Raw genomic sequence first — 18990 nt, 5'->3', positions numbered from 1 at the left:
CCTCAGCGCAGGTTGACGGTGGTGGCAAGGCCGGCGGCCGGCAGCGTGAAGCGCGCGGCGTCGAAGCCGGGCGCGCCGCCCTGCCCCATGGCGTTGTTACTGAAAGCGAAGTCCTCGACCGGCATGCCGACCGGGTTCATGTCCAGCTGATTGTTGGCGTTGGCGTCGTGGTACACGACAAACGCGTAGTCGCCGGGGGCGAGATCCTTGACGTCGATGCGCACGGTGCCGGCGGCAGCCGGCGCCACCAGCGCGCGCACCGGCTTGCGGCGGAAGGTCTCGGCCGAATCGAACAACGCCACCATCACCCGGCCATCGGCGCTGGCCACGCCCTCGACCGCAATCTGGAGGTCTGCGGCATGGACGGACTGCGCGGCAACGGTGATGAACAGGGCTGCGAGATGGTATCGGAAAGACATGCTGTGCTCCATGTGGTGGGAATGACCACACTGTAAGGAACGGCCAGGTGTTGCGTGGAGCGCTGCGACGAACGGTATCCTGGCGGCGCCAGTTGCACCATGGTGGCGCCAGTTGCAGCGGTACGTTATAGTCATTCCAGACACGAACCACGAGAGCTGCCATGCCCGCAGTGCCACCAACCGTTACAGCTCAATCAACCCGAGCCCCGGCAGCCGCGAATTCCGATTTCGATCCCCTGCCGCCGCAGGGCCTGGGCCGCAACCACCATCCGGGCGCGGGCGCCCTGCTGCTGCTCACTGCCAGCTACGCGATCGTGGCGGGACTTAGCCTGCAGCTGGGCTTCGCCCACACCAACGCCACGCCGCTGTGGCCACCGTCGGGCATGGCCCTGGCGGCTATCATCCTGCTTGGCTATCGCGCCTGGCCGGCCATCATGCTTGGCGCCTTCCTCGCCAACCTGGTCACTTTTTATATCAACGGCCAGCCGCTGTCGGCCACGCTGGTGCTGGTCTCCACCGTGATCGGCGCCGGCAACGCGTTCGAGGCGCTGGCCGGCGCCTGGATGATGCGGCGCTACACCGACGGCGCGCAACCGCTCGGCCAACTGCAAAACGTCTATAAATTCGCCCTCGTGGCCATGGTCATGAGCATGGTCGGCGCCGGCATCGGCGCCAGCGCGCTGGTGGCGGCCGGGCTGGCGCCGGCGGGCACCTTCGGTACCGTGCTGCTTACCTGGTGGGTGGGCGACACCGCCGGCGTATTGCTGGTGGCGCCGGCCATCGTGATCTGGCGGCTGCGCCCGCCCCCGGGCTGGCACGAGCGCGGCGCGCTGCGGGTGGCGCTGGAGTTGGCGGTGTCGCTGGCGCTGCTGGCGGCGCTTGGCGCGGCCATCTTCATGCGCAGCTATACCGGCGACGATGCGCTGGGCTGGTTGCCGTACCTGTTCGTGCCCTGCGTGGCCTGGGCCGCGCACCGTTATGGCTTGCGCGGCGCCAGCGCCGTGTGCCTGCTGGCGGCCGGCGCCGCCGTGCTGGCCACCGTCAACGGCCAGGGGCCGTTCGTGGCCGGCACCCTCAACGACGCCCTGATCGCGCTCGATACGTTCGTGGTGCTGTGCAGCCTGATCGGCATGGTGCTCAGCGCCGACGCCGCCGAGCGCCGGCGCCTGCAAGCGGGCGTGCTGCAGCACAGCGCCGTGCAATGGGCCACGCTGCTGCTGGGTGTGGCGCTGACGGTGCTGGTGTGGCACCTGGTCACGGTGGGTACCGAGCGCCGCGCGCGCGAGCATTTCGAGGCCGACAGCCGCGACATTGCCGAGCGCATCACGCGCCGCATCTCGCTATACGAATCGGGCTTGCGCGCGGCGCAGGCGCTGTTCCAGGCCGAGCAGCAACCGAGCCGCGAACAATGGCGCGGCTTTGCCGCCGGCATGGACTTGCAGCGCAATTTCCCCGGCGTGATGGGCCTCGGTTACGGCGCCTTCATCCGCAAGGGCCAGCGCACCGCGCTCGAGGCGCAGGTGGCGCGCGAAGGCTATCCCGATTTCCGCATCTGGTCGCGCGAAGGCGTGGCCGACCTGGGCATGTACGTGCCGGTGTACTACCTCGAACCGTTCATCGGCCGCAATGTGATCGCTTTTGGCTACGACATGCTGTCCGAGCCGGTACGCCGCGTGGCCCTGCTCAATGCGGGCCGCAGCGGCCAACCGGCCCTCACCGACCGCGTGGTGCTGATCCAGGATGCCCAAGGCGGCGGCCAGCCGGGCTTTTTGATGTACTTCCCCGTGTACCGGCGCCAGGCCGGCCTGCGCCAGGACGCCACCCCGGAGCAGCGCATGGCGGCGCTGCAGGGCTTTGCCTACAGCCCGATCCGGGCGGCAGACCTGATGGCAGGCCTGATGGGCACCGGCGTGCACGATATCCGGCTCGAAGTGTTCGACGGCGACAGCACCGCCCCCGGGCAGCGCCTGTACGCCAGCGCCCCCGACCGCAGCGCAGCCGACCAACTGCAATATCCGAACCCCTACCAGGACGTACAGACGCTCGATTTGCTGCAACACCGCTGGACCTTGCGCTTTACCTCGCTGCCGGCCTTCGAGCGCGCCATCGACCGCCAGAAGTCGCACATCGTGCTGCTGGCGGGGATGATCATCAGCCTGCTGTTCTTCGGCGTGGTGCGCGCGCTCACCGCGCGCCACCTGTATGCCACCGGCCTGGCGCGCCAGATGACGGCCGCGCTGCGCGAATCGCAGCAGTCGCTGATCGTGGCCCGCGACCAGGCCGAAGCGGCCAGCCGCGCCAAGACCGAATTCGTCGCCAACATGAGCCACGAGATCCGCACGCCGCTCAACGCGGTGCTGGGCATGGCCCACCTGCTGGACCAGACCGCGCTGGCGCCGCCGCAGCGCCAGTACGTGGGCATGATACGGTCGTCGGGCAGCTCGCTGCTGGCCATCCTCAACGACGTGCTGGACTTTTCCAAGATCGAGGCAGGCCGCATGGAACTTGAACCGTCCCCGTTCGCACTGGCGCAGGTGCTCGAAGCGGTGGCCACCATCATGAGCGTGAACGCCGGCGAGAAAAACCTGCACCTGGCCATCGGCGTCGATGCCGGCGTGCCGGCCCAGCTGGTCGGCGACAGCCACCGCCTGCAGCAAATCCTGGTCAACCTGCTGGGCAATGCGATCAAGTTCACCGAACAGGGTTCGGTAGTGCTGCTGGTGGAAACACTGCACACCGCGCCGCAACACGGCGGGCCCGTATCGCTGCGATTCACCGTGCGCGACACCGGCATCGGCATCGCGCCCGAACGCCTGGCGCAATTGTTCGCGCCGTTTGCACAGGCCGATGCATCGATGACGCGCCGCTTTGGCGGCACCGGCCTGGGCCTGACGATTTCACGGCGCCTGGCGGATCTGATGGGCGGCGCCATCGACGTGCGCAGCACCCTTGGCGCCGGCAGTGATTTTGTCCTGACCGTGCCGTTACAGCGCGGGGCCGACACAGAAGAACCCGGCATGCCCCGCACCGGCAGCCAGCAAGCGCTGCACCTGTTGCTGATCGGCGACCTGGGACCGGGCGCCGGCTACCTGGGGCGCACGGTGGCATCCTGTGGCTGGACGTCCACGCCGGCGGCCGGTGGCGACCACGCCCTCGAATTGCTTGGCGATCCGGCGCAGCACTACGATGCGGTGCTGCTGGACTGGAATATGCCGGGCCTGTGCGGCCGCGCCATCCTGCGCCAATTGCGTGACGACGTCCGGCTGGGCGGCCGCCCGGTGATCGTGATGGTCAACGCCTACGAGCAGGGCCGCCTGCTGCTGGTGGAAAACGAACAGGCCGCCGACGGCGTGCTATTAAAACCGGTGACCGCCGCGCGATTGCATGAAGCGCTGAAAGCGGCGCTGAAGGAAGCGCCGCACCACCACGCCGCGCATGAACCGCTTCCGGCAGCGCCGGTGCCGCAAGAGGCCTCCGCGCACATACGCCTGGACGGCGCGCACCTGCTGCTGGTCGAGGACAACCCGGTCAACCAGCTGGTCGCCCGCAGCATGCTCGAATACGCAGGCGCCCACATCACCGCCGTGGACAATGGCCGCGCCGCCATCGACGCGCTACGGGACAGCGTCAACGGCGGCGACCAGCACTACGACCTGGTGCTGATGGATGTACAGATGCCGGAGATGGACGGCTTTACCGCCACCGGCTTGATCCGCACCGAACTCGGTTTGACGCTGCCGGTGCTGGCCATGACCGCTGGCGTGATGGAATCCGAGCGCGAACAGTGCATCGCCTCGGGCATGAACGACTTCATTGCCAAGCCGATCGATGTCGAACAGATGCTGGCGGTTATACGGCGCCATTTGCCGCACGACCGGCAGGCAACAACACCGCCGCGCGCCTGAGCACCGGCCGCGCCTTCGCCGCTGCCGCCACGACCGTGGTGTCCTCGGCGGCGGCGCCGTCGATGCGGAACGAACCGACCAGCGCAGCCAGGTCACGCGCCTGCGCCTGCATGGCGTCGGCGGCAGCTGCCGCTTCCTCCACCAGCGCGGCGTTTTGCTGGGTCACGCCGTCCATTTCGCCGATCGCCCGGCCCACCTGCTCGATCCCCGATTCCTGCTCGCCGCTGGCGGTACTGATGGCGCCGATGATCACGGTCACCTGCTCCACGCTGGCAACGATATCGTCCATGGTGGCGCCGGCCGCCTGGGCTTGCGCGCTGCCGCTGGCGATGCGCTCGGCCGAGGCGGTGATCAGCTTCTTGATTTCGCGCGCGGCATCGGCCGAGCGTTGTGCCAGCGACCGTACTTCGGAAGCCACGACCGCGAAGCCGCGTCCCTGTTCACCGGCACGCGCCGCTTCCACGGCTGCATTCAGCGCCAGGATATTGGTCTGAAAGGCGATGCCGTCGATCACGCCGGTGATGTCCGAAATCTTGCGGGCGTCGTCGTTGATGCCGGCCATGGTGTTGACCATGTCGCGCACTGCGTGACCGCCCTTGCCGGCCACGCCGGAGGCCGACACCGCCAGGGTATTGGCCTGGCGCGCATTGCTGCTGTTTTGCTTCACGGCCGTGGTCAGCTCCACCATCGCCGACGCGGTTTCCTGCAGGGCGCCGGCCTGGTGCTCGGTGCGGCGCGACAGGTCGAGGTTGCCGTTGGCGATCTCGCGCGAGGCGGCGTCGATGGCGACTGCGCCGTCGCGCACGCGGCCCACGGTATCGGCCAGGCGCGCCGTCATGTGGCTCAATGCGTCGAACAACTGGCCGATTTCATCGCGGCGGCCATGATTGATGACTGCATGCAGTTCACCGGCGGCCACCTGCTCGGCCAGCGCCACCGCCTGGGTGAGCGGCTGCACCACGCTGCGGGTCAGCATCCAGGCCAGCACGATGCCCGCCGCCAGCGCTGCCGCGCCGAGCGCTGCCAGCAGCACGCGGCTGTTGCGGAACTGCTGGTCGGACGCCGCCGCCAGCGCGGTCGCCTCCTGCGTTTGCCAGGTGAGCAACTGGTCTAGCGCGCCCGTGTACTGCTTGAAGGTGGCGCCCAGGCGGGTGTCGAGCAGGCTCTCGACGTCCTGGATGCGGCCCATGTCCTTGAACTTGAACAGGTCGGCGCGCAGCGCCATGTACGCCGCCTTTTTTGCCGCCACGGCCTGCAGCAGCGCCGCTTCCGCCGCTTCGGCCGACAGTGCAGCCAGCTTGCGCTCCATGGCCTCGGCCTGGCGGTCGCCGGCCACCAGCTGCGCCATGAACAGGTCCGATACTTCCAGGCTGTCGCTGCGGGCCACGGAAATCGCCCGCAGACCATTGAGTTCGGCCGCACCCAGCAGCTCGGAAGTGAGCTGCTCGCGCGCCAGCTTGTCGTGCACCAGGTTGGCAGTGGTGTCATTGGCCGATTGCAGGCGCCACAACGAGACGGCCGACATGCATGCCATCAGCAGCAGCAGCGCCGCGAACGACGCCACCACGCGCATCCCGGTATTGAGTTGGGGGAGTTTCAGCAAGGTCATATTAATTCCACAAGGTAAGGAATGTTGCCACGATGACAGCAATCATACCTTGTGAATGTGACGCGCCGATGACGCCCCATGCCGCAAGCAAGATTAGTTCACTGGAGTCAATAATTGGTTGCCGGCGAAATGTGCCAGCAGGTTATCGACCACCAGTTGTCCCATGGCGTGGCGGGTCTCCACGGTCAGGCTGCCGACGTGCGGCGTAAGCACCGCGTTGTGGACTTCACGCAACGCCGGCAGCACGCGCGGTTCGTCGGCGAACACGTCGAGCGCGGCCATGCCCAGCGTGCCGTCGCGCAGCGCATCCACCAGCGCCGCTTCGTCCACCAGGGCGCCGCGCGAAATGTTCACCAGCGTGCCTTCCGCGCCCAGCGCGGCCATCACCTCGGTGTTGATGGCGTGGCGCGTGGCCGGCGTGCCGGGCGCGCACACCACCAGGTAGTCGCTGGCGCGCGCCAGGTCCAGCAGCGAGTCCGCGCGTGGCGTGGCCACGCCGTCGATGGCGCGCGGCTGGAAGTACTGGACGCTCATGCCGAATGCCTGGGCGCGGGCAGCCACCGCCTGGCCGATGCGGCCGAACCCGAACACGCCGCAGGTCTTGCCGCGCAGGGCGCGCGTGGGCTTGAGCGCCACGCCGGCCTCCCATTCGCCTGCACGCACGTAGCGGTCCAGCGCCGGCAGCCGGCGCGCCGCTGCCAGCAGCAGGGTCAGCGCGTGGTCGGCCACGTCGTCGGTCAGCACTCCCGGGGTGTTGCTCACGGCCAGGCCACGGGCGCGGGTGAGGTCGAGCGGGATGGCGTCGAGGCCGATGCCGTTGATGGCCACCATTTCCAGCTTGGGCAACTGGTCGAGCAGCGCCTGGTCCACGCCGATGGCGGCGGTGGTGAGCACCGCGCGCACGCCCGCTGCGACCGATGCGATATACGCGGCGCGCCCGTCCTGCGGCTGGCGCCACACGTGGTGGCAGTGGAAATGCTGGTCGAGTTGTTCCATCACGGACGCGGACGGGCTGGCGGCAAGTACCAAGACTTCAGGTTTCATCGGGATTCCATGTGTTGTAAAGACTGGTAGCAATTGTACTGGGCAGCTGCATTTCACGCTGGTACTCGTGGACTTTGCCCAGGGTATTCCGTATGCTCTTAGCAATAGATTTGCCTGACGGGGAGCGTTGCTTAGTTGAATATCCAGCCCGGAGTGCCGCAAGTTATCCACGCCGGCTGGCGCCGGCTGCTGGCGTTCGTCCTGGTGCTGGCGATAAGCGCGAGCCTGGGATTGACGCCGGCGCGCGCCGGCCAGGAACGCTGGGACAACCTGGCCACGCCGCTGTTCGAGCACCTGGGTCTCGACCAGGGCCTGCCCAATCCGGTCGCCACGGCGCTGGCGCAGGATGGCGATGGCTATATCTGGGTGGGTACCCAGGCCGGGCTGGCCCGCTGGAACGGCTACCATTTCCGCAGCTTCGTCCACGTTGCCTCCGACCTCGGTTCGCTGCCAGGCGACTTCATCCAGGCGCTGCACACCGACCCGGGCGGCCGCTTGTGGGTAGGTACCGCCAACGCCGGGCTGGCGATGTTCGACCAGCGCACCGAAAAATTCGTGCGTCCCGCTGACGAACTGAGCCACGGGGCCATCAACGCGATTGCCAGCGACAGCCAGGGCAGGCTGTGGGTCGGCACGCCCACCGCGCTCAAGTTGTACAACCTGGCAGATGGCACGGTGCGCAGCTACACCCGCGACAACGACCCCGGCCTGCCCGCCAGCGATATCCGCGCGCTGATGATGGACCGGACCGGCACGCTGTGGATCGGCACCGCCAGCGGCCTGGCGCGCCTGCCTCCCGGCGGCGCCATCGTGCAGGTGCCGGTGGCAGTGGCCGGTCTCGGTGAATGGCAGGATGCGGTGCTGGCGCTCGGGGAGAACCGCCAGGGACAAATCGCTTTCGGCACCATGAAAAGCGGGATCGGCGTGGTCGGGCCGCAGGGCGAAAGCGCGATACTGATCAAGCCCGCCGGCGTGTCCGACCTCGAAGCGAACATGGTGCCGGGCATCGTCGAAATCGCCCCCGGCCGCTGGTGGGCCACCACCAGCGGCAACGGCATTGTTGAATACCGCACCGACCATCGCGCCAGCACCCGCATCCTGCACCAGCCGGCGGTCCAGGCCAGCCTCTCCCACGACCGCAGCGGCGCCATGCTGCGCGACCGCAGCGGCATGATCTGGGTTGCCACCGAGCGCGGCGTGGACAGCTACGACCCGCACACGGAAGCGATCGATTCGGTATTCGGCGCCGAGGGCCAGCTCGAAGCCGGCATCACCGCGCTGCTCAACGATGTCCACAACGACGTCTGGATCGCGCTGGGCGACCGCGGCCTCGACCTGGTGGGCCCGAGCGGCAATCGCCGCGCCCTGCTGCGGCCCAACCCGCACCAGCCCGATGCCGCCCTGCCCAACCGCATGATCCTGGCGCTGGCCGAGGCCACACCCGGCGAAGCCTGGATCGGCACCCAGGCGGGGCTCTACCTCACCAGCGAACATGGCAGCCAAGTGCGGCGGGTGGCGCTGCCGCAGGATAATCCGTACCCGGGCATCAAGGCCATCCTGCCGCAGGACGGCAAGCTGTGGCTGGGCACCTTCCACGGCTTGCTGCGCTACGACAGCGCCACCGGCATCGTCCGGCGCCAGGTACGAGGCGCGCCCGAGCACGGCGGCCTGACCGACAACCGTATCAACGCCATGGTGATCGATGCCCATGGATCGCTCTGGATTGCCACCGGCAACGGCTTGAACCGGCTCGATCCCGAGACCGGCGCAGTGGAGCAGATCATGGCCACGCCCAACATCTCGACGGAACTGCCGGCAGCAGTGCTGAACGCACTGGTCTTCGACGCCCGGGGCCGGCTGTGGATTGGCACCCAGGGCGGCGGCATCTGCGTGATGACGGGCCGCGATGCGCGCGGCAAACCGGTGTTCGAGCGGATGGCGCCGACAGCAGGCCTGCCCGGCATGGCTACCAGCACCATCATGAGCCTGCAAGCCGATCCCGCCGGCCGCATCTGGGCCGCCACCGGCGACAGCATCGTCGTCGTCGACGCCAACACCTTCAAGGTCCACGCCATCACGCGCGCCGACGGCCTGGCGTTCCGCACCTTTTACCTGGGCGCCAGCGCGGTCACCTCCGACCGCGACCTGATCTTTGGCGCCACCACCGGCATGGCGGTGATCTATCCCGATCAGCTGGCCGACTGGAACCACCGGCCGCCGGTGGTGATCAGCGCGGTGCGCATCGACCAGCGGCAGCTCACCGCCGCCCAGCTCAATGGCGACGGCGGGCCGGCCATCAGCCTGCGCGCCGACAGCCAGGGCTTCGACGTGGAACTGGCGGCGCTCGACTACTCGGCGCCGCAGCGCAACCGCTATGCCTACATGCTCGAAGGCTTCGACCGCACCTGGATCGAGGTCGATGCCAGCCGCCGCATCGCCAGCTACACCCACCTGCCGGCCGGCGATTACGTGCTGCGCATGCGCGGCAGCAACCGCGAAGGCGCGTGGACCACGGAAGAACTGGCGATGCAGGTGAAGGTGCTGCCACCGTGGCACCAGACCTGGTGGGCATGGCTGGCCTACGGCCTGGCGTGCTGCCTGCTGGCCTGGGCCGTGGTGCGCTGGCGCCTGCGCCAGTTGCAGCTCAAGGGCGAGGATTTGCAGGCGCTCGTGTATTCGCGCACCCAGCACCTGGAAAAGCTCAACGCCATCGTCCGCTCGATCAACGAGCAGCTCGATTTTGACGCGCTGCTGCACACCATCTTGCAGGAATCGACCGCCGTCCACGGCGTCGATTCGGCGCTGGCGCTGGTACGCGAGGATGGCAGCGACATGCTGGGCCTGCGCGCAGCGTGGGGCCGCATCGACGTTGCCGACGACGCCTACCGCATCGACCTGCGCCAGGCCGAGGCGCGCTACGCGCCGGCCGGCTGCGAGATCGCGCCGGACATCTTCAAGATTCACCATGATCGCGCGCTGCCCGGCGACGTGCATGCGCTGCTGTCGGTGCGGGTGGTGATCGACGGCCAGGTCGAGGGCTACCTGATCTTCGAAAACTTCCAGTACCAGGTTTCGTTCAATGACAGCGACATCGACCTGCTCAAGGCCTTGAAAGAGCCGTTCGTCTCGGCCTACCAGAAGGCGCGTGCGCTGCGCGCCATTGAGCATGCACGCCTGAACGCCGAAGCGGCCACCCGCGCCAAGAGCGAGTTCCTGGCCAATATCAGCCACGAGATCCGCACGCCGATGAACGCTATCCTCGGCTTCGCCGGCCTGGGCACGCACCTCGACATCGGCTCGCAGCCGCTCGACTACTTCCGCAAGATCGGCCGCGCGGGCCAGAGCCTGCTCGAGATCATCAACGACGTGCTCGATTTTTCCAAGATCGAATCGGGCAAGCTGGAACTGGAAGCGCTGCCGTTCGACCTGCTCGACACGCTCAACCAGCTGGCCGACCTGTTTTCCTGGCGGGCGTCGGAACGGGGACTGGAGCTGGTGATCTGGGCCACGCCCGAGGTGCCGTCGAACCTGCTGGGCGACCCGCTGCGGCTCTCGCAGATCCTGGTCAACCTGGTAGGCAACGCTCTGAAATTCACCGCCAGCGGCCAGATCGAAGTGCGGGTGCAACTGGCCGCCCCGGTGGCCGAGCAGCCGGTACCGCCCGGCATGGTGGCGCTGTGCTTCGCGGTCGAGGACAGCGGGCTCGGTATCAGCCCCGAGCAGCAGGCGCGCCTGTTCCAGGCCTTCTCGCAGGCCGACGCCAGCACCACGCGCCTGTACGGCGGCACCGGACTGGGGCTGGCGATTTCACAGCAACTCGTGCGCAAGATGGGCGGCGTGATCACGGTTGACAGCGAACCGAACGTGGGCAGCAGTTTCAGTTTCACGGTGCAGATGCAGGTGGCGGCAACCCAGGGCCAGCGCCAGGCGCCGGTGCCCGAGGCGGCGCTGGGCAAGCGCGTGCTGATCGTGGACGACAACAACGCCGTACGGCACAAGCTCAAGGCGCAGCTGACGGCATGGGGCCTCAAGCCAGCGGTGGTGGCGTCGGGCGCCGCAGCGGTGGCAGCGATGCAGCTGAACGACTACGACATGCTGCTGATAGACGCCGAGATGCCCGACATCGACGGCATCGAAACCCTGCAACGGATTGCCGAAGACGGCGAACTGGCGGCCGTGCCGCCGGTGCTGATGGTAAGCGCCTACGCACGCGAGCATCGCTTCCGGGGCGCCGAACTGCTGCGCACCACGCCCTTCATCGACAAGCCTGTCAACCCGTACTTGCTGCGCAGCGCAGTGCTGATGGCGCTGGGACTTGAAGTTGGCCAGGGGGCGGTAAAACTGGCGCCGCCGCCCTCGTTCGCGGTGCAGCGCATCCGTGGCGCGCACGTGCTGGTGGTGGACGACAACAACATCAACCTGCAGGTGGCCAGCGAAATCCTGCAGCGCGCAGGCGTGCGGTCGGACCTGGCGGCGAGCGGCGACGAGGCCGTACGGATGCTTAGCGACCGCAAGTACGATGCCGTGCTGATGGACATCCAGATGCCCGACATGGACGGCTACCAGGCCACTGCCCTGATTCGCGCCGACGACCGCCACGCCAGCCTGCCGATCATCGCCATGACCGCGCACGCGGTGGCCGGCTACCGCGAGCGCTGCCTGAACATGGACATGAACGACTACGTGACCAAGCCGATCAACCCGGAAACGCTGTACACGGTGCTGGCAGCCTGGGTGGCGCCCGACCCTGCCAGTGCGGCGGCAGTGACGGCACCGGCGCTGTTGACACACGCGCTGCCGCCCGCGCCAACGCCGGTGCCAGCCAAATCACAAACATTGCAGACGTCGCAGGCATCGCAAACATTACAAGCACCCGCGCCATCGGCGCCATCGATGCCCGGCATCGACATGACAGCCGCCCTGGAGCGACTGGGCGGCAACGCCGCCCTGCTCAAACGCCTGCTAGCGATGTTCGCCAAGGACTTCGAACCATCGCAACGACTGATCCGGGAAGCTGTGGACACGGGCCGCTGGCTCGACGCCGCCGACCTGGTCCACAAGGTGCGTGGCGCCGCCGGCAACATCTCTGCCACCGAACTGTACGAATCCGCCACCGCGCTGGAAGACCGCCTGCGCGCCCAGCACGAAGACCTGCAAGGCTTGCTGGCCGCCTTCAACCACGCCCTTGGCATCGTCCTGCAAAGCGCGCGGGCCGACGCTGCCTGAGCGGGTCAGATCATTTGACGCGCTGTTTTTCCAGCTTACGGGCCAGCGTGCGGCGATGCATGCCGAGGCGGCGGGCCGCTTCGGAAATATTGAAGTCGGTCTCCGCCAGCACCGTGTGGATGTGCTCCCACTCCAGGGTTTTGACCGACGTGGTGCGGTTGGTGACTTCGACTTCGGCGGTGCCGGCCACGTGTTCGAACGCGGCTTCGATGTCGTCGGTGTTCGACGGCTTGGCCAGGTACTGGCAGGCGCCCAGCTTGATCGCTTCCACTGCCGTGTTGATGCTGGCGAAGCCCGTCAGCACCACGATCAGCATGTCGGGATCGTGCTGGTGCAGCATCTGCACGCACGCCAGGCCCGACGAATTGCCCTTGAGTTTGAGGTCCACCACCGCGTAGCCGGGCGAATTGTCCATCAGGGCCGCGCTGGCTTCATCGACGTTCTCGGCCAGTATCACCCGGTAGCCGCGCCGCTCGAACGAGCGGCCCAGCGTACGGGCAAAGGCCGCGTCGTCTTCGACCAGCAGGAGTACGCGTTCATCAGCGACGGGTTCAGTAATCATGTGCTTGTTCCGGTTGTATGGCGATGGCCGACAGCGGCAGGTGAACCCGCACCACCGCCCCGCCCTCTTCACGATTGCTGGCGGCCACGGTGCCGCCCAGGGTGCGCGCCACGTTCACCACCAGGAACAGTCCCAGGCCTCCGCCCGGCCGTCCTTTGCTCGAATTATACGGCTTGCCGAATTGCGCCAGGATCGCCTCGGCAAAACCGGGGCCGGCGTCAGTCACCGTCAGTACCAGCGCATTTGCCTCGATCACCGCGTCGAGCCGCAGCCAGCGCGGCGACGCTTCCAGTGCGTTGTCGAGCAGGTTGCTGATCATCTGCTTGACGGTGGAATCGGCCACGACCGGCAAGTCCACCTCGACGCGGTTGTCGAACTCGAATTGCTGTACCGGCCGGCCGATACGCCATTCGGCCGTCACGTCGTACAGAAAATCGTCGAGCGTGGTTGCTTCCGACGACTCGCCGCGCGTCTCGCCGGCCGACAGCAGGATGCCGCTGACGATGGTCTTGCAGCGCTGGAGCTGGGTCTGCATTTCGCCGATCTCTTCGAGCAGCTCCGGATTGCCCTTGAACTCGGGCATGTGCTTCCAGTCGCCAAGGATGACGGCCAATGTAGCCAGCGGCGTACCGAGTTCGTGCGCTGCGCCCGATGCAAGCAAACCCATGCGTACGATATGTTCTTCTTCGGCCGCACGCTGGCGCAGGTCGGCCAGCTTGCTGGCCGTGGTGCGCATATTGCGCATGATGCGGTTGACGAATACCACCAGCAGCGCGGCGTCGATGATGAAGCACAGCAGCATGCCCTGCACATACAGGCTCATGATGCCGCGCTCCTGGTCCAGCGGCAGGCGCAGCGGTTCCGAGAACAGCGCCAGGCCGGCGATGCAAAAACCGGTGACGCCGGCAATGGTCCAGGTGGACCAGGTTTCCAGCAGCACCGCACCTAAAATTACGTGCAGCAAATACAGGAACACGAACGGATTGGTGGCGCCGCCGGACAGGTAGAGCTGCGCCGTCAGGCTGGCCACATCGACCGTCAACGCCAGCAGCAGCTCGCTGTTGGACACCACCTGGTTTTCCTGCCAGCGCAAGGTGCTGGCAATATTAAAAGCGATCAGGCAGGCCAGCACATTGAGCATGGCCGGCATCGGCAACTGCACGTCGAGCAGCATCGAGGCAATCGCGATCGTTGCCACCTGGCCGACCACGGCGATCCAGCGCAGCTGGATCAGCTGCTGCATGTTCTTGTGGCCGGCCGCGTGGGTGATCGAGTTGGCTGCTGCCAGCGGCTCGATCACCGGCGTCGGCCGGCTGCCATGGTCGAACGGGTTCTTGTTAGCTTTCGCCATTCACGCCTTCTTGTTTACTGCGGCGGGCATCGCGCACCACCCATACGGCAGCGGCCACCACCATCAGCGCCAGGCCATACCAGGTCAGCGCATACACCAGGTGGTTGTTGACGAACGATACCACCGTCAGGCCGCCTACCGGCACGGCGGTTTCTCCCGGCACCGGCAAATTGGCGGCCGCAGCGGAGGCCGCATCGGCGTCGATAAAGTATGGCGCCACGGCCGGCAAGCCGCGCGCCTCGGCAATTGCCCTGGTGTCGCGCGTGTACCAGTAATTGCGCGCCGGTTCGTTCTTGCGCAGCGAACTGGCCATCTCGCTCAGGCGCAGCAGGCCCGATACCGTGCTTGGCGCCGGCGACGACTCGGCCAGCGTGCCGCAGGCATCGGCTTGCACTTTCGGTGGCGCCGGTTGCGCACGCCAGCCGCCCGCGCCTGCCGGCACGAAGCCGCGGTTGACCATGACGATACCGCCATCGGCCGTGCAAAGCGGCGTCAGCACCCAGTAACCGATGCCGCGGTCGAGCGAGGCCAGGGTCAAGGTGTCGGCGCCAGGCAGGTACGTGCCGGTGATGCGCACGTGGCGATACTCGTCGGTCTCGGCGCTGACCAGCGGCCACTGGGCCACGGTCGGTGCGTCGATCGCAGGCGCGTGCACGCGCTGGTCCACCCGTTCGATCAGGGCCAGCTTCCATTGCAGTCGATAGACTTGCCAGGTTCCCAAAGCAAAAAACCCTGCAAACATCAACCCGGCCAAAATGGCCAGGCTGATGCGCAGGGTGCGGGAACGCTGGCGCTGTTCAGCGCCGCCCGTCATTTCATCTCATGCATGTTGTGCACGTCGTCACCCATCGAAGGCATCATGTTGATGTTCATGTGGTACATGACCCAGATCGAACCGGCCATCACGATGATCAACAGGATCAGGGTAAACAGCGTGGACAGCAGGGTCCAGCCGCCTTCGTTCTTGCCGTTCATGTGCAGGAAGTAGATCATGTGGACGACTACCTGGACGGCGGCGAAGCCGAGGATGACGAAGGCGGTGGTGCTCGACTTGTCGAACACCTTGGCCATCACCAGCCAGAACGGAATCGCGGTCAGGATCACGGACAGCACGAAGCCGATCGCGTATTCCTTCATCGTGCCATGGTTGCCATCGTCCTGCTCGTGATGACCATGGTCGTCGTGGCCGTGGTGGTCGTGACCACCGTGATTAATTGGCGCGCTCAAGGCAGAACTCCCATCAGGTAAACAAAGGTAAACACACCGATCCAGATCACGTCCAGGAAGTGCCAGAACATGGACAGGCACATCAGGCGACGGCGGTTTTCAACGGTCAGGCCGTGCTTTTTCACCTGGAAGATCAGGGTGACCAGCCAGATGATACCGAACGTCACGTGCAGGCCGTGGGTACCGACCAGTGCAAAGAACGAGCTCAGGAACGCGCTGCGCTGCGGACCGGCACCCAGGTGGATCAGGTGCATGAACTCTTCGATTTCCAGGAACAGGAAGGCCAGGCCGAACAGGCCGGTCACGATCAGCCAGCCGATCACGGCGCCGACCTTGCGGCGCTGGGCGGCGATCATGGCGAAGCCGTACGTGATCGACGACAGCAGCAGGAACGCGGTGTTGAGCGCGATCGTGCCCAGTTCGAACAGCTCGGCGCCGGTCGGTCCGCCAGCATAGTTGCGGCCCAGCACAGCGTAGGTAGCGAACAGGCCGGCGAACAGCAGGCAGTCGCTCATCAGGTACAACCAGAAGCCCAGCAAGGTGCTGTTCTCCGGGTGGTGGTCGCGCGTCCAGTAACGCGCGCTTGGGTCGGCGCTCGCGGCGCCGTTAGCGGTAATTTCAGACATGACGTTCCAGCAGACGAGTATGGGCTTCTTCGGTACGAACTACTTCTTCCGCAGGGATGTAGTAGTCGCGCTTGTAGTTGAACGTGTGGACGACGATCGCAACCATCATGGCCACGAAGCTCAGGCCGGCCAACAGCCACATGTGCCAGATCAGGCCAAAGCCAAGCACGAAGCTGATGGCGGCGATGATGAAGCCCATCTCCGTGTTCTTCGGCATGTGGATGGCCACGAAACCGCTCTTCGGACGCTGATAGTTGTTTTCTTTCATATCAGCCCAGCTGTCGCTGTCGTGCACGACTGGCGTGAACGCGAAGTTGTAGTCTGGCGGTGGCGACGAGGTCGCCCACTCCAGGGTACGGCCGCCCCATGGGTCGCCGGTCACGTCGCGCAGTTTTTCGCGGTTCATGAAGCTGACGAACAGCTGGATCAGGAAAGCGCCGATACCGGCTGCGATGATCAAGGCGCCGATGGCGGCGATGATGAACCATTTTTGCAGCGAAGGATCGTCGAAGTGGTTCATGCGGCGGGTAACGCCCATGAAGCCCATCACGTACAGCGGCGTGAACGCCACCCAGAAACCGACCAGCCAGCACCAGAACGATACCTTGCCCCAGAACTCGTCGAGCTTGTAGCCGAACGCTTTCGGGAACCAGAAGTTGATACCTGCGAACAGACCGAACACCACGCCACCGATAATCACGTTGTGGAAGTGGGCGATCAGGAACAGCGAGTTGTGCAGTACGAAGTCGGCTGGCGGAACAGCCAGCATCACGCCGGTCATACCACCGATGACGAAGGTCAGCATGAAACCGATGGTCCACAGCATGGGGACTTCAAAGCGGATGCGGCCCTTGTACATCGTGAACAGCCAGTTGAAGATCTTCGCGCCCGTCGGGATCGAGATAATCATCGTGGTGATACCGAAGAACGAGTTGACGCTGGCGCCCGAACCCATGGTGAAGAAGTGGTGCAGCCATACCAGGTACGACAGGATGGTGATCACGACGGTGGCGTACACCATCGAGGTGTAACCAAACAGGCGCTTGCCCGAGAAGGTCGAGACGATTTCCGAGAACACGCCGAATACCGGCAGGATCAGGATGTACACCTCTGGGTGGCCCCAGATCCAGATCAGGTTCACGTACAACATCGGGTTACCGCCGAGTTCGTTCGTGAAGAAGTTGGTGCCAACGGTACGGTCCAGCGACAGCAGCGCCAGGGTCACTGTCAGGATCGGGAACGATGCAACGATCAGTGCATTGGTGCACAGCGAGGTCCAGGTGAACACCGGCATTTTCATCAGGTCCATGCCCGGCGCGCGCATCTTGACGATGGTCGCGATCAGGTTGACGCCGGACAGTGTGGTACCCACCCCGGCCACCTGCAATGACCAGATATAGTAATCGACCCCCACATCTGGACTTGCCAGCACGCCCGACAGTGGCGGGAACGCCAGCCAGCCGGTCTTGGCGAACTCACCGATGAACAGCGACGCCATGGTCAGCATCGCGCCAAAAGTGGTCATCCAGAACGAGAAGTTGTTCAGGAACGGGAACGCCACGTCGCGCGCGCCGATTTGCAGCGGCACCACGTAGTTCATCAGGCCGGTTACCAGGGGCATGGCCACGAAGAAAATCATGATCGTGCCGTGGGCGGTAAACACCTGGTCGAAGTGGTGCGGTGGCAGGAAGCCGGGATTGTCGCCAAAGGCCATGGCCTGTTGCGCGCGCATCATGATGGCGTCGGCAAAGCCGCGCAGCAGCATGATGATACCGAGCACCATGTACATGATGCCGATGCGTTTGTGGTCGATACTGGTAATCCAGTTGCGCCACAGGGTGCCCCACAGTTGGAATTTGAACATGAGGGCCAGGAACAGTATGCCGCCCAGCGCCACGCCCGCGAAGGTGCCGATCAGAATAGGCTCGTGGAGCGGGATGGCCGCCCACGACAACTTACCCATGATCAACGAAGTTGATGTATTCAGGTTGGTATCAGACATGGTCATTCTTTACGGATAGTTGGTGCGGCAACCGCAGCGGTAGCAACGTCGGTTTCGCAAACTTCTGCTTCCAGTTGCTTGGCGACGGCGGCGGCTTTGACGCGCTTGGAATCGCTATGCATCTGCTCGTTCATGCACACGGTGCCATCGACCACGCAACGGTTGACGACGCGGTCGAACAGGCCCTGCTCCACGGAGGCGAAGTGCATGATCGGGTGCTTGATGGTCGGCTTGTCCAGGGCAATGAATTCAGCGCGGTTGAGCTCGCCACCACCGGAGGCCTTGGTCTTGGCGACCCAGGCGTCGAAGTCGGCTTGCGTCACGCCGTGGTACTTGAAGCGCATCTGCGAGAAGCCGGCGCCGCTGTAGTTGGCCGAGAAGCCGTCGTACACGCCCACCTTGTTCATCACTGCGTTCAGTTCCGTCTGCATCGAAGGCATGGTGTAGATCATGCCGGCCATTGCCGGGATGTAGAACGCGTTCATCACGGTCGACGACGTCAGCTTGAAGCGGACCGGCACGTCGATCGGGGTGTACAGCTCGTTCACGGTGGCAATACCCTGCTCCGGGTAGATGAACATCCACTTCCAGTCCAGTGCCACGACCTGGATTTCCATCGGCTTGACGTGGGCGGCCAGTGGACGCTCATGGTCGATGCGCGACAGCGGACGATACGGATCGAGCAAGTGGGTGTAAATCCAGGTGATCGCGCCCAGCACGATGATGATCAGGAGCGGTGCGCCCCAGATCAGCAGCTCGAGCTTGGTCGAGTGGTCCCAGTTCGGTTCGTATTTGGCGGAAGTATTTGACTTCCTATAGCGCCAAGCGAACAGACAGATCAAAAACATAACAGGTACGATGATCAACAACATCAGCAAGGTTGAAATGACAACCAGATCAGCTTGCTGTGCAGCGATATCTCCGGACGGGTTCAGCACCACCGTGTTGCAGCCAGCTAGCCACAACAACGGTGCGAGGAACAGTCCACGGCGGACGAGAGGAGGAATCATGCGGTAATT

General features: G+C 65.4%; 12 protein-coding genes. 2 read left to right on the top strand and 10 right to left on the bottom strand.

Annotation, left to right across the window (positions count from 1 at the left end):
* Positions 1-2 precede the first annotated feature (2 nt).
* Entirely contained in the window at positions 3-419 is a 417-nt protein-coding gene (locus ASF04_RS18990) for a DUF2141 domain-containing protein (protein ID WP_056145175.1), read from the bottom strand.
* Between the two features lie 161 nt (positions 420-580).
* Between ASF04_RS18990 and ASF04_RS18985 the strand changes: the two genes are divergently transcribed.
* Positions 581-4324, top strand: coding sequence for a CHASE domain-containing protein (locus tag ASF04_RS18985; RefSeq protein WP_056145172.1), 3744 nt, complete (start codon positions 581-583; stop codon positions 4322-4324).
* Here the strand turns inward: ASF04_RS18985 and ASF04_RS18980 are convergent.
* Complete coding sequence (locus ASF04_RS18980) at positions 4269-5933, bottom strand: methyl-accepting chemotaxis protein (protein WP_056145166.1); 1665 nt, start codon at positions 5931-5933, stop codon at positions 4269-4271. The two genes, ASF04_RS18985 and ASF04_RS18980, sit on opposite strands and share 56 nt — an antisense overlap.
* A 93-nt stretch (positions 5934-6026) precedes the next feature.
* The gene (locus ASF04_RS18975) at positions 6027-6977 is read right to left on the bottom strand and encodes a 2-hydroxyacid dehydrogenase (RefSeq protein WP_056145164.1); all 951 of its coding nucleotides are present in this window, start codon (positions 6975-6977) and stop codon (positions 6027-6029) included.
* Positions 6978-7112: 135 nt separating this feature from the next.
* Between ASF04_RS18975 and ASF04_RS18970 the strand changes: the two genes are divergently transcribed.
* Positions 7113-12203, top strand: a complete 5091-nt coding sequence (locus ASF04_RS18970) for a response regulator (protein ID WP_229205118.1) — start codon at positions 7113-7115, stop codon at positions 12201-12203.
* A gap of 10 nt (positions 12204-12213) precedes the next feature.
* Here ASF04_RS18970 and ASF04_RS18965 read toward each other — a convergent pair whose 3' ends face one another.
* Genes ASF04_RS18965 through cyoA form a run of 7 tightly spaced genes read right to left on the bottom strand, consistent with a single transcriptional unit; the run spans position 12214 to position 18981 of the window.
* Complete coding sequence (locus ASF04_RS18965) at positions 12214-12765, bottom strand: response regulator transcription factor (protein WP_056145159.1); 552 nt, start codon at positions 12763-12765, stop codon at positions 12214-12216.
* On the bottom strand, positions 12755-14116 hold the full coding sequence (locus tag ASF04_RS18960) for an ATP-binding protein (RefSeq protein WP_056145155.1): 1362 nt from the start codon (positions 14114-14116) through the stop codon (positions 12755-12757). Before ASF04_RS18960 ends, ASF04_RS18965 begins: the two co-directional genes overlap by 11 nt.
* Positions 14103-14930, bottom strand: a complete 828-nt coding sequence (locus tag ASF04_RS18955) for an SURF1 family protein (protein ID WP_056145151.1) — start codon at positions 14928-14930, stop codon at positions 14103-14105. Before ASF04_RS18955 ends, ASF04_RS18960 begins: the two co-directional genes overlap by 14 nt.
* On the bottom strand, positions 14927-15343 hold the full coding sequence (gene cyoD / locus ASF04_RS18950; protein WP_026637143.1) for a cytochrome o ubiquinol oxidase subunit IV: 417 nt from the start codon (positions 15341-15343) through the stop codon (positions 14927-14929). The genes ASF04_RS18955 and cyoD overlap by 4 nt, the downstream gene beginning before the upstream one ends.
* Positions 15340-15969: a cytochrome o ubiquinol oxidase subunit III gene (gene cyoC / locus ASF04_RS18945; protein ID WP_019921061.1), complete on the bottom strand. Its 630-nt coding sequence runs from the start codon at positions 15967-15969 to the stop codon at positions 15340-15342. Before cyoC ends, cyoD begins: the two co-directional genes overlap by 4 nt.
* A complete protein-coding gene (cyoB, locus tag ASF04_RS18940; RefSeq protein ID WP_019921060.1) occupies positions 15962-17977 on the bottom strand; it encodes a cytochrome o ubiquinol oxidase subunit I in 2016 nt (671 codons plus the stop codon). The genes cyoC and cyoB overlap by 8 nt, the downstream gene beginning before the upstream one ends.
* Positions 17974-18981 (bottom strand): ubiquinol oxidase subunit II, encoded by a 1008-nt coding sequence (cyoA, locus tag ASF04_RS18935; protein ID WP_082488895.1) that lies wholly within the window; start codon positions 18979-18981, stop codon positions 17974-17976. Before cyoA ends, cyoB begins: the two co-directional genes overlap by 4 nt.
* Positions 18982-18990 lie beyond the last annotated feature (9 nt).

Origin of the sequence: Duganella sp. Leaf61 (genome assembly GCF_001421905.1) — a bacterium.
Taxonomy (GTDB): domain Bacteria; phylum Pseudomonadota; class Gammaproteobacteria; order Burkholderiales; family Burkholderiaceae_D; genus Rugamonas; species Rugamonas zoogloeoides.
Note: the sequence above shows the minus strand (reverse complement) of the source record. Positions and strands in the feature narration are given on the sequence as shown.

Excerpts from the sequence above, each read along its gene's own strand:
- ASF04_RS18990 (WP_056145175.1), bottom strand. The coding sequence starts at position 419 with ATGTCTTTCCGATACCATCTCGCAGCCCTGTTCATCACCGTTGCCGCG.
- ASF04_RS18985 (WP_056145172.1), top strand. The coding sequence starts at position 581 with ATGCCCGCAGTGCCACCAACCGTTACAGCTCAATCAACCCGAGCCCCG.
- ASF04_RS18980 (WP_056145166.1), bottom strand. The coding sequence starts at position 5,933 with ATGACCTTGCTGAAACTCCCCCAACTCAATACCGGGATGCGCGTGGTG.
- ASF04_RS18975 (WP_056145164.1), bottom strand. The coding sequence starts at position 6,977 with ATGAAACCTGAAGTCTTGGTACTTGCCGCCAGCCCGTCCGCGTCCGTG.
- ASF04_RS18965 (WP_056145159.1), bottom strand. The coding sequence starts at position 12,765 with ATGATTACTGAACCCGTCGCTGATGAACGCGTACTCCTGCTGGTCGAA.
- ASF04_RS18960 (WP_056145155.1), bottom strand. The coding sequence starts at position 14,116 with ATGGCGAAAGCTAACAAGAACCCGTTCGACCATGGCAGCCGGCCGACG.
- ASF04_RS18955 (WP_056145151.1), bottom strand. The coding sequence starts at position 14,930 with ATGACGGGCGGCGCTGAACAGCGCCAGCGTTCCCGCACCCTGCGCATC.
- cyoC (WP_019921061.1), bottom strand. The coding sequence starts at position 15,969 with ATGTCTGAAATTACCGCTAACGGCGCCGCGAGCGCCGACCCAAGCGCG.
- cyoB (WP_019921060.1), bottom strand. The coding sequence starts at position 17,977 with ATGACCATGTCTGATACCAACCTGAATACATCAACTTCGTTGATCATG.
- cyoA (WP_082488895.1), bottom strand. The coding sequence starts at position 18,981 with ATGATTCCTCCTCTCGTCCGCCGTGGACTGTTCCTCGCACCGTTGTTG.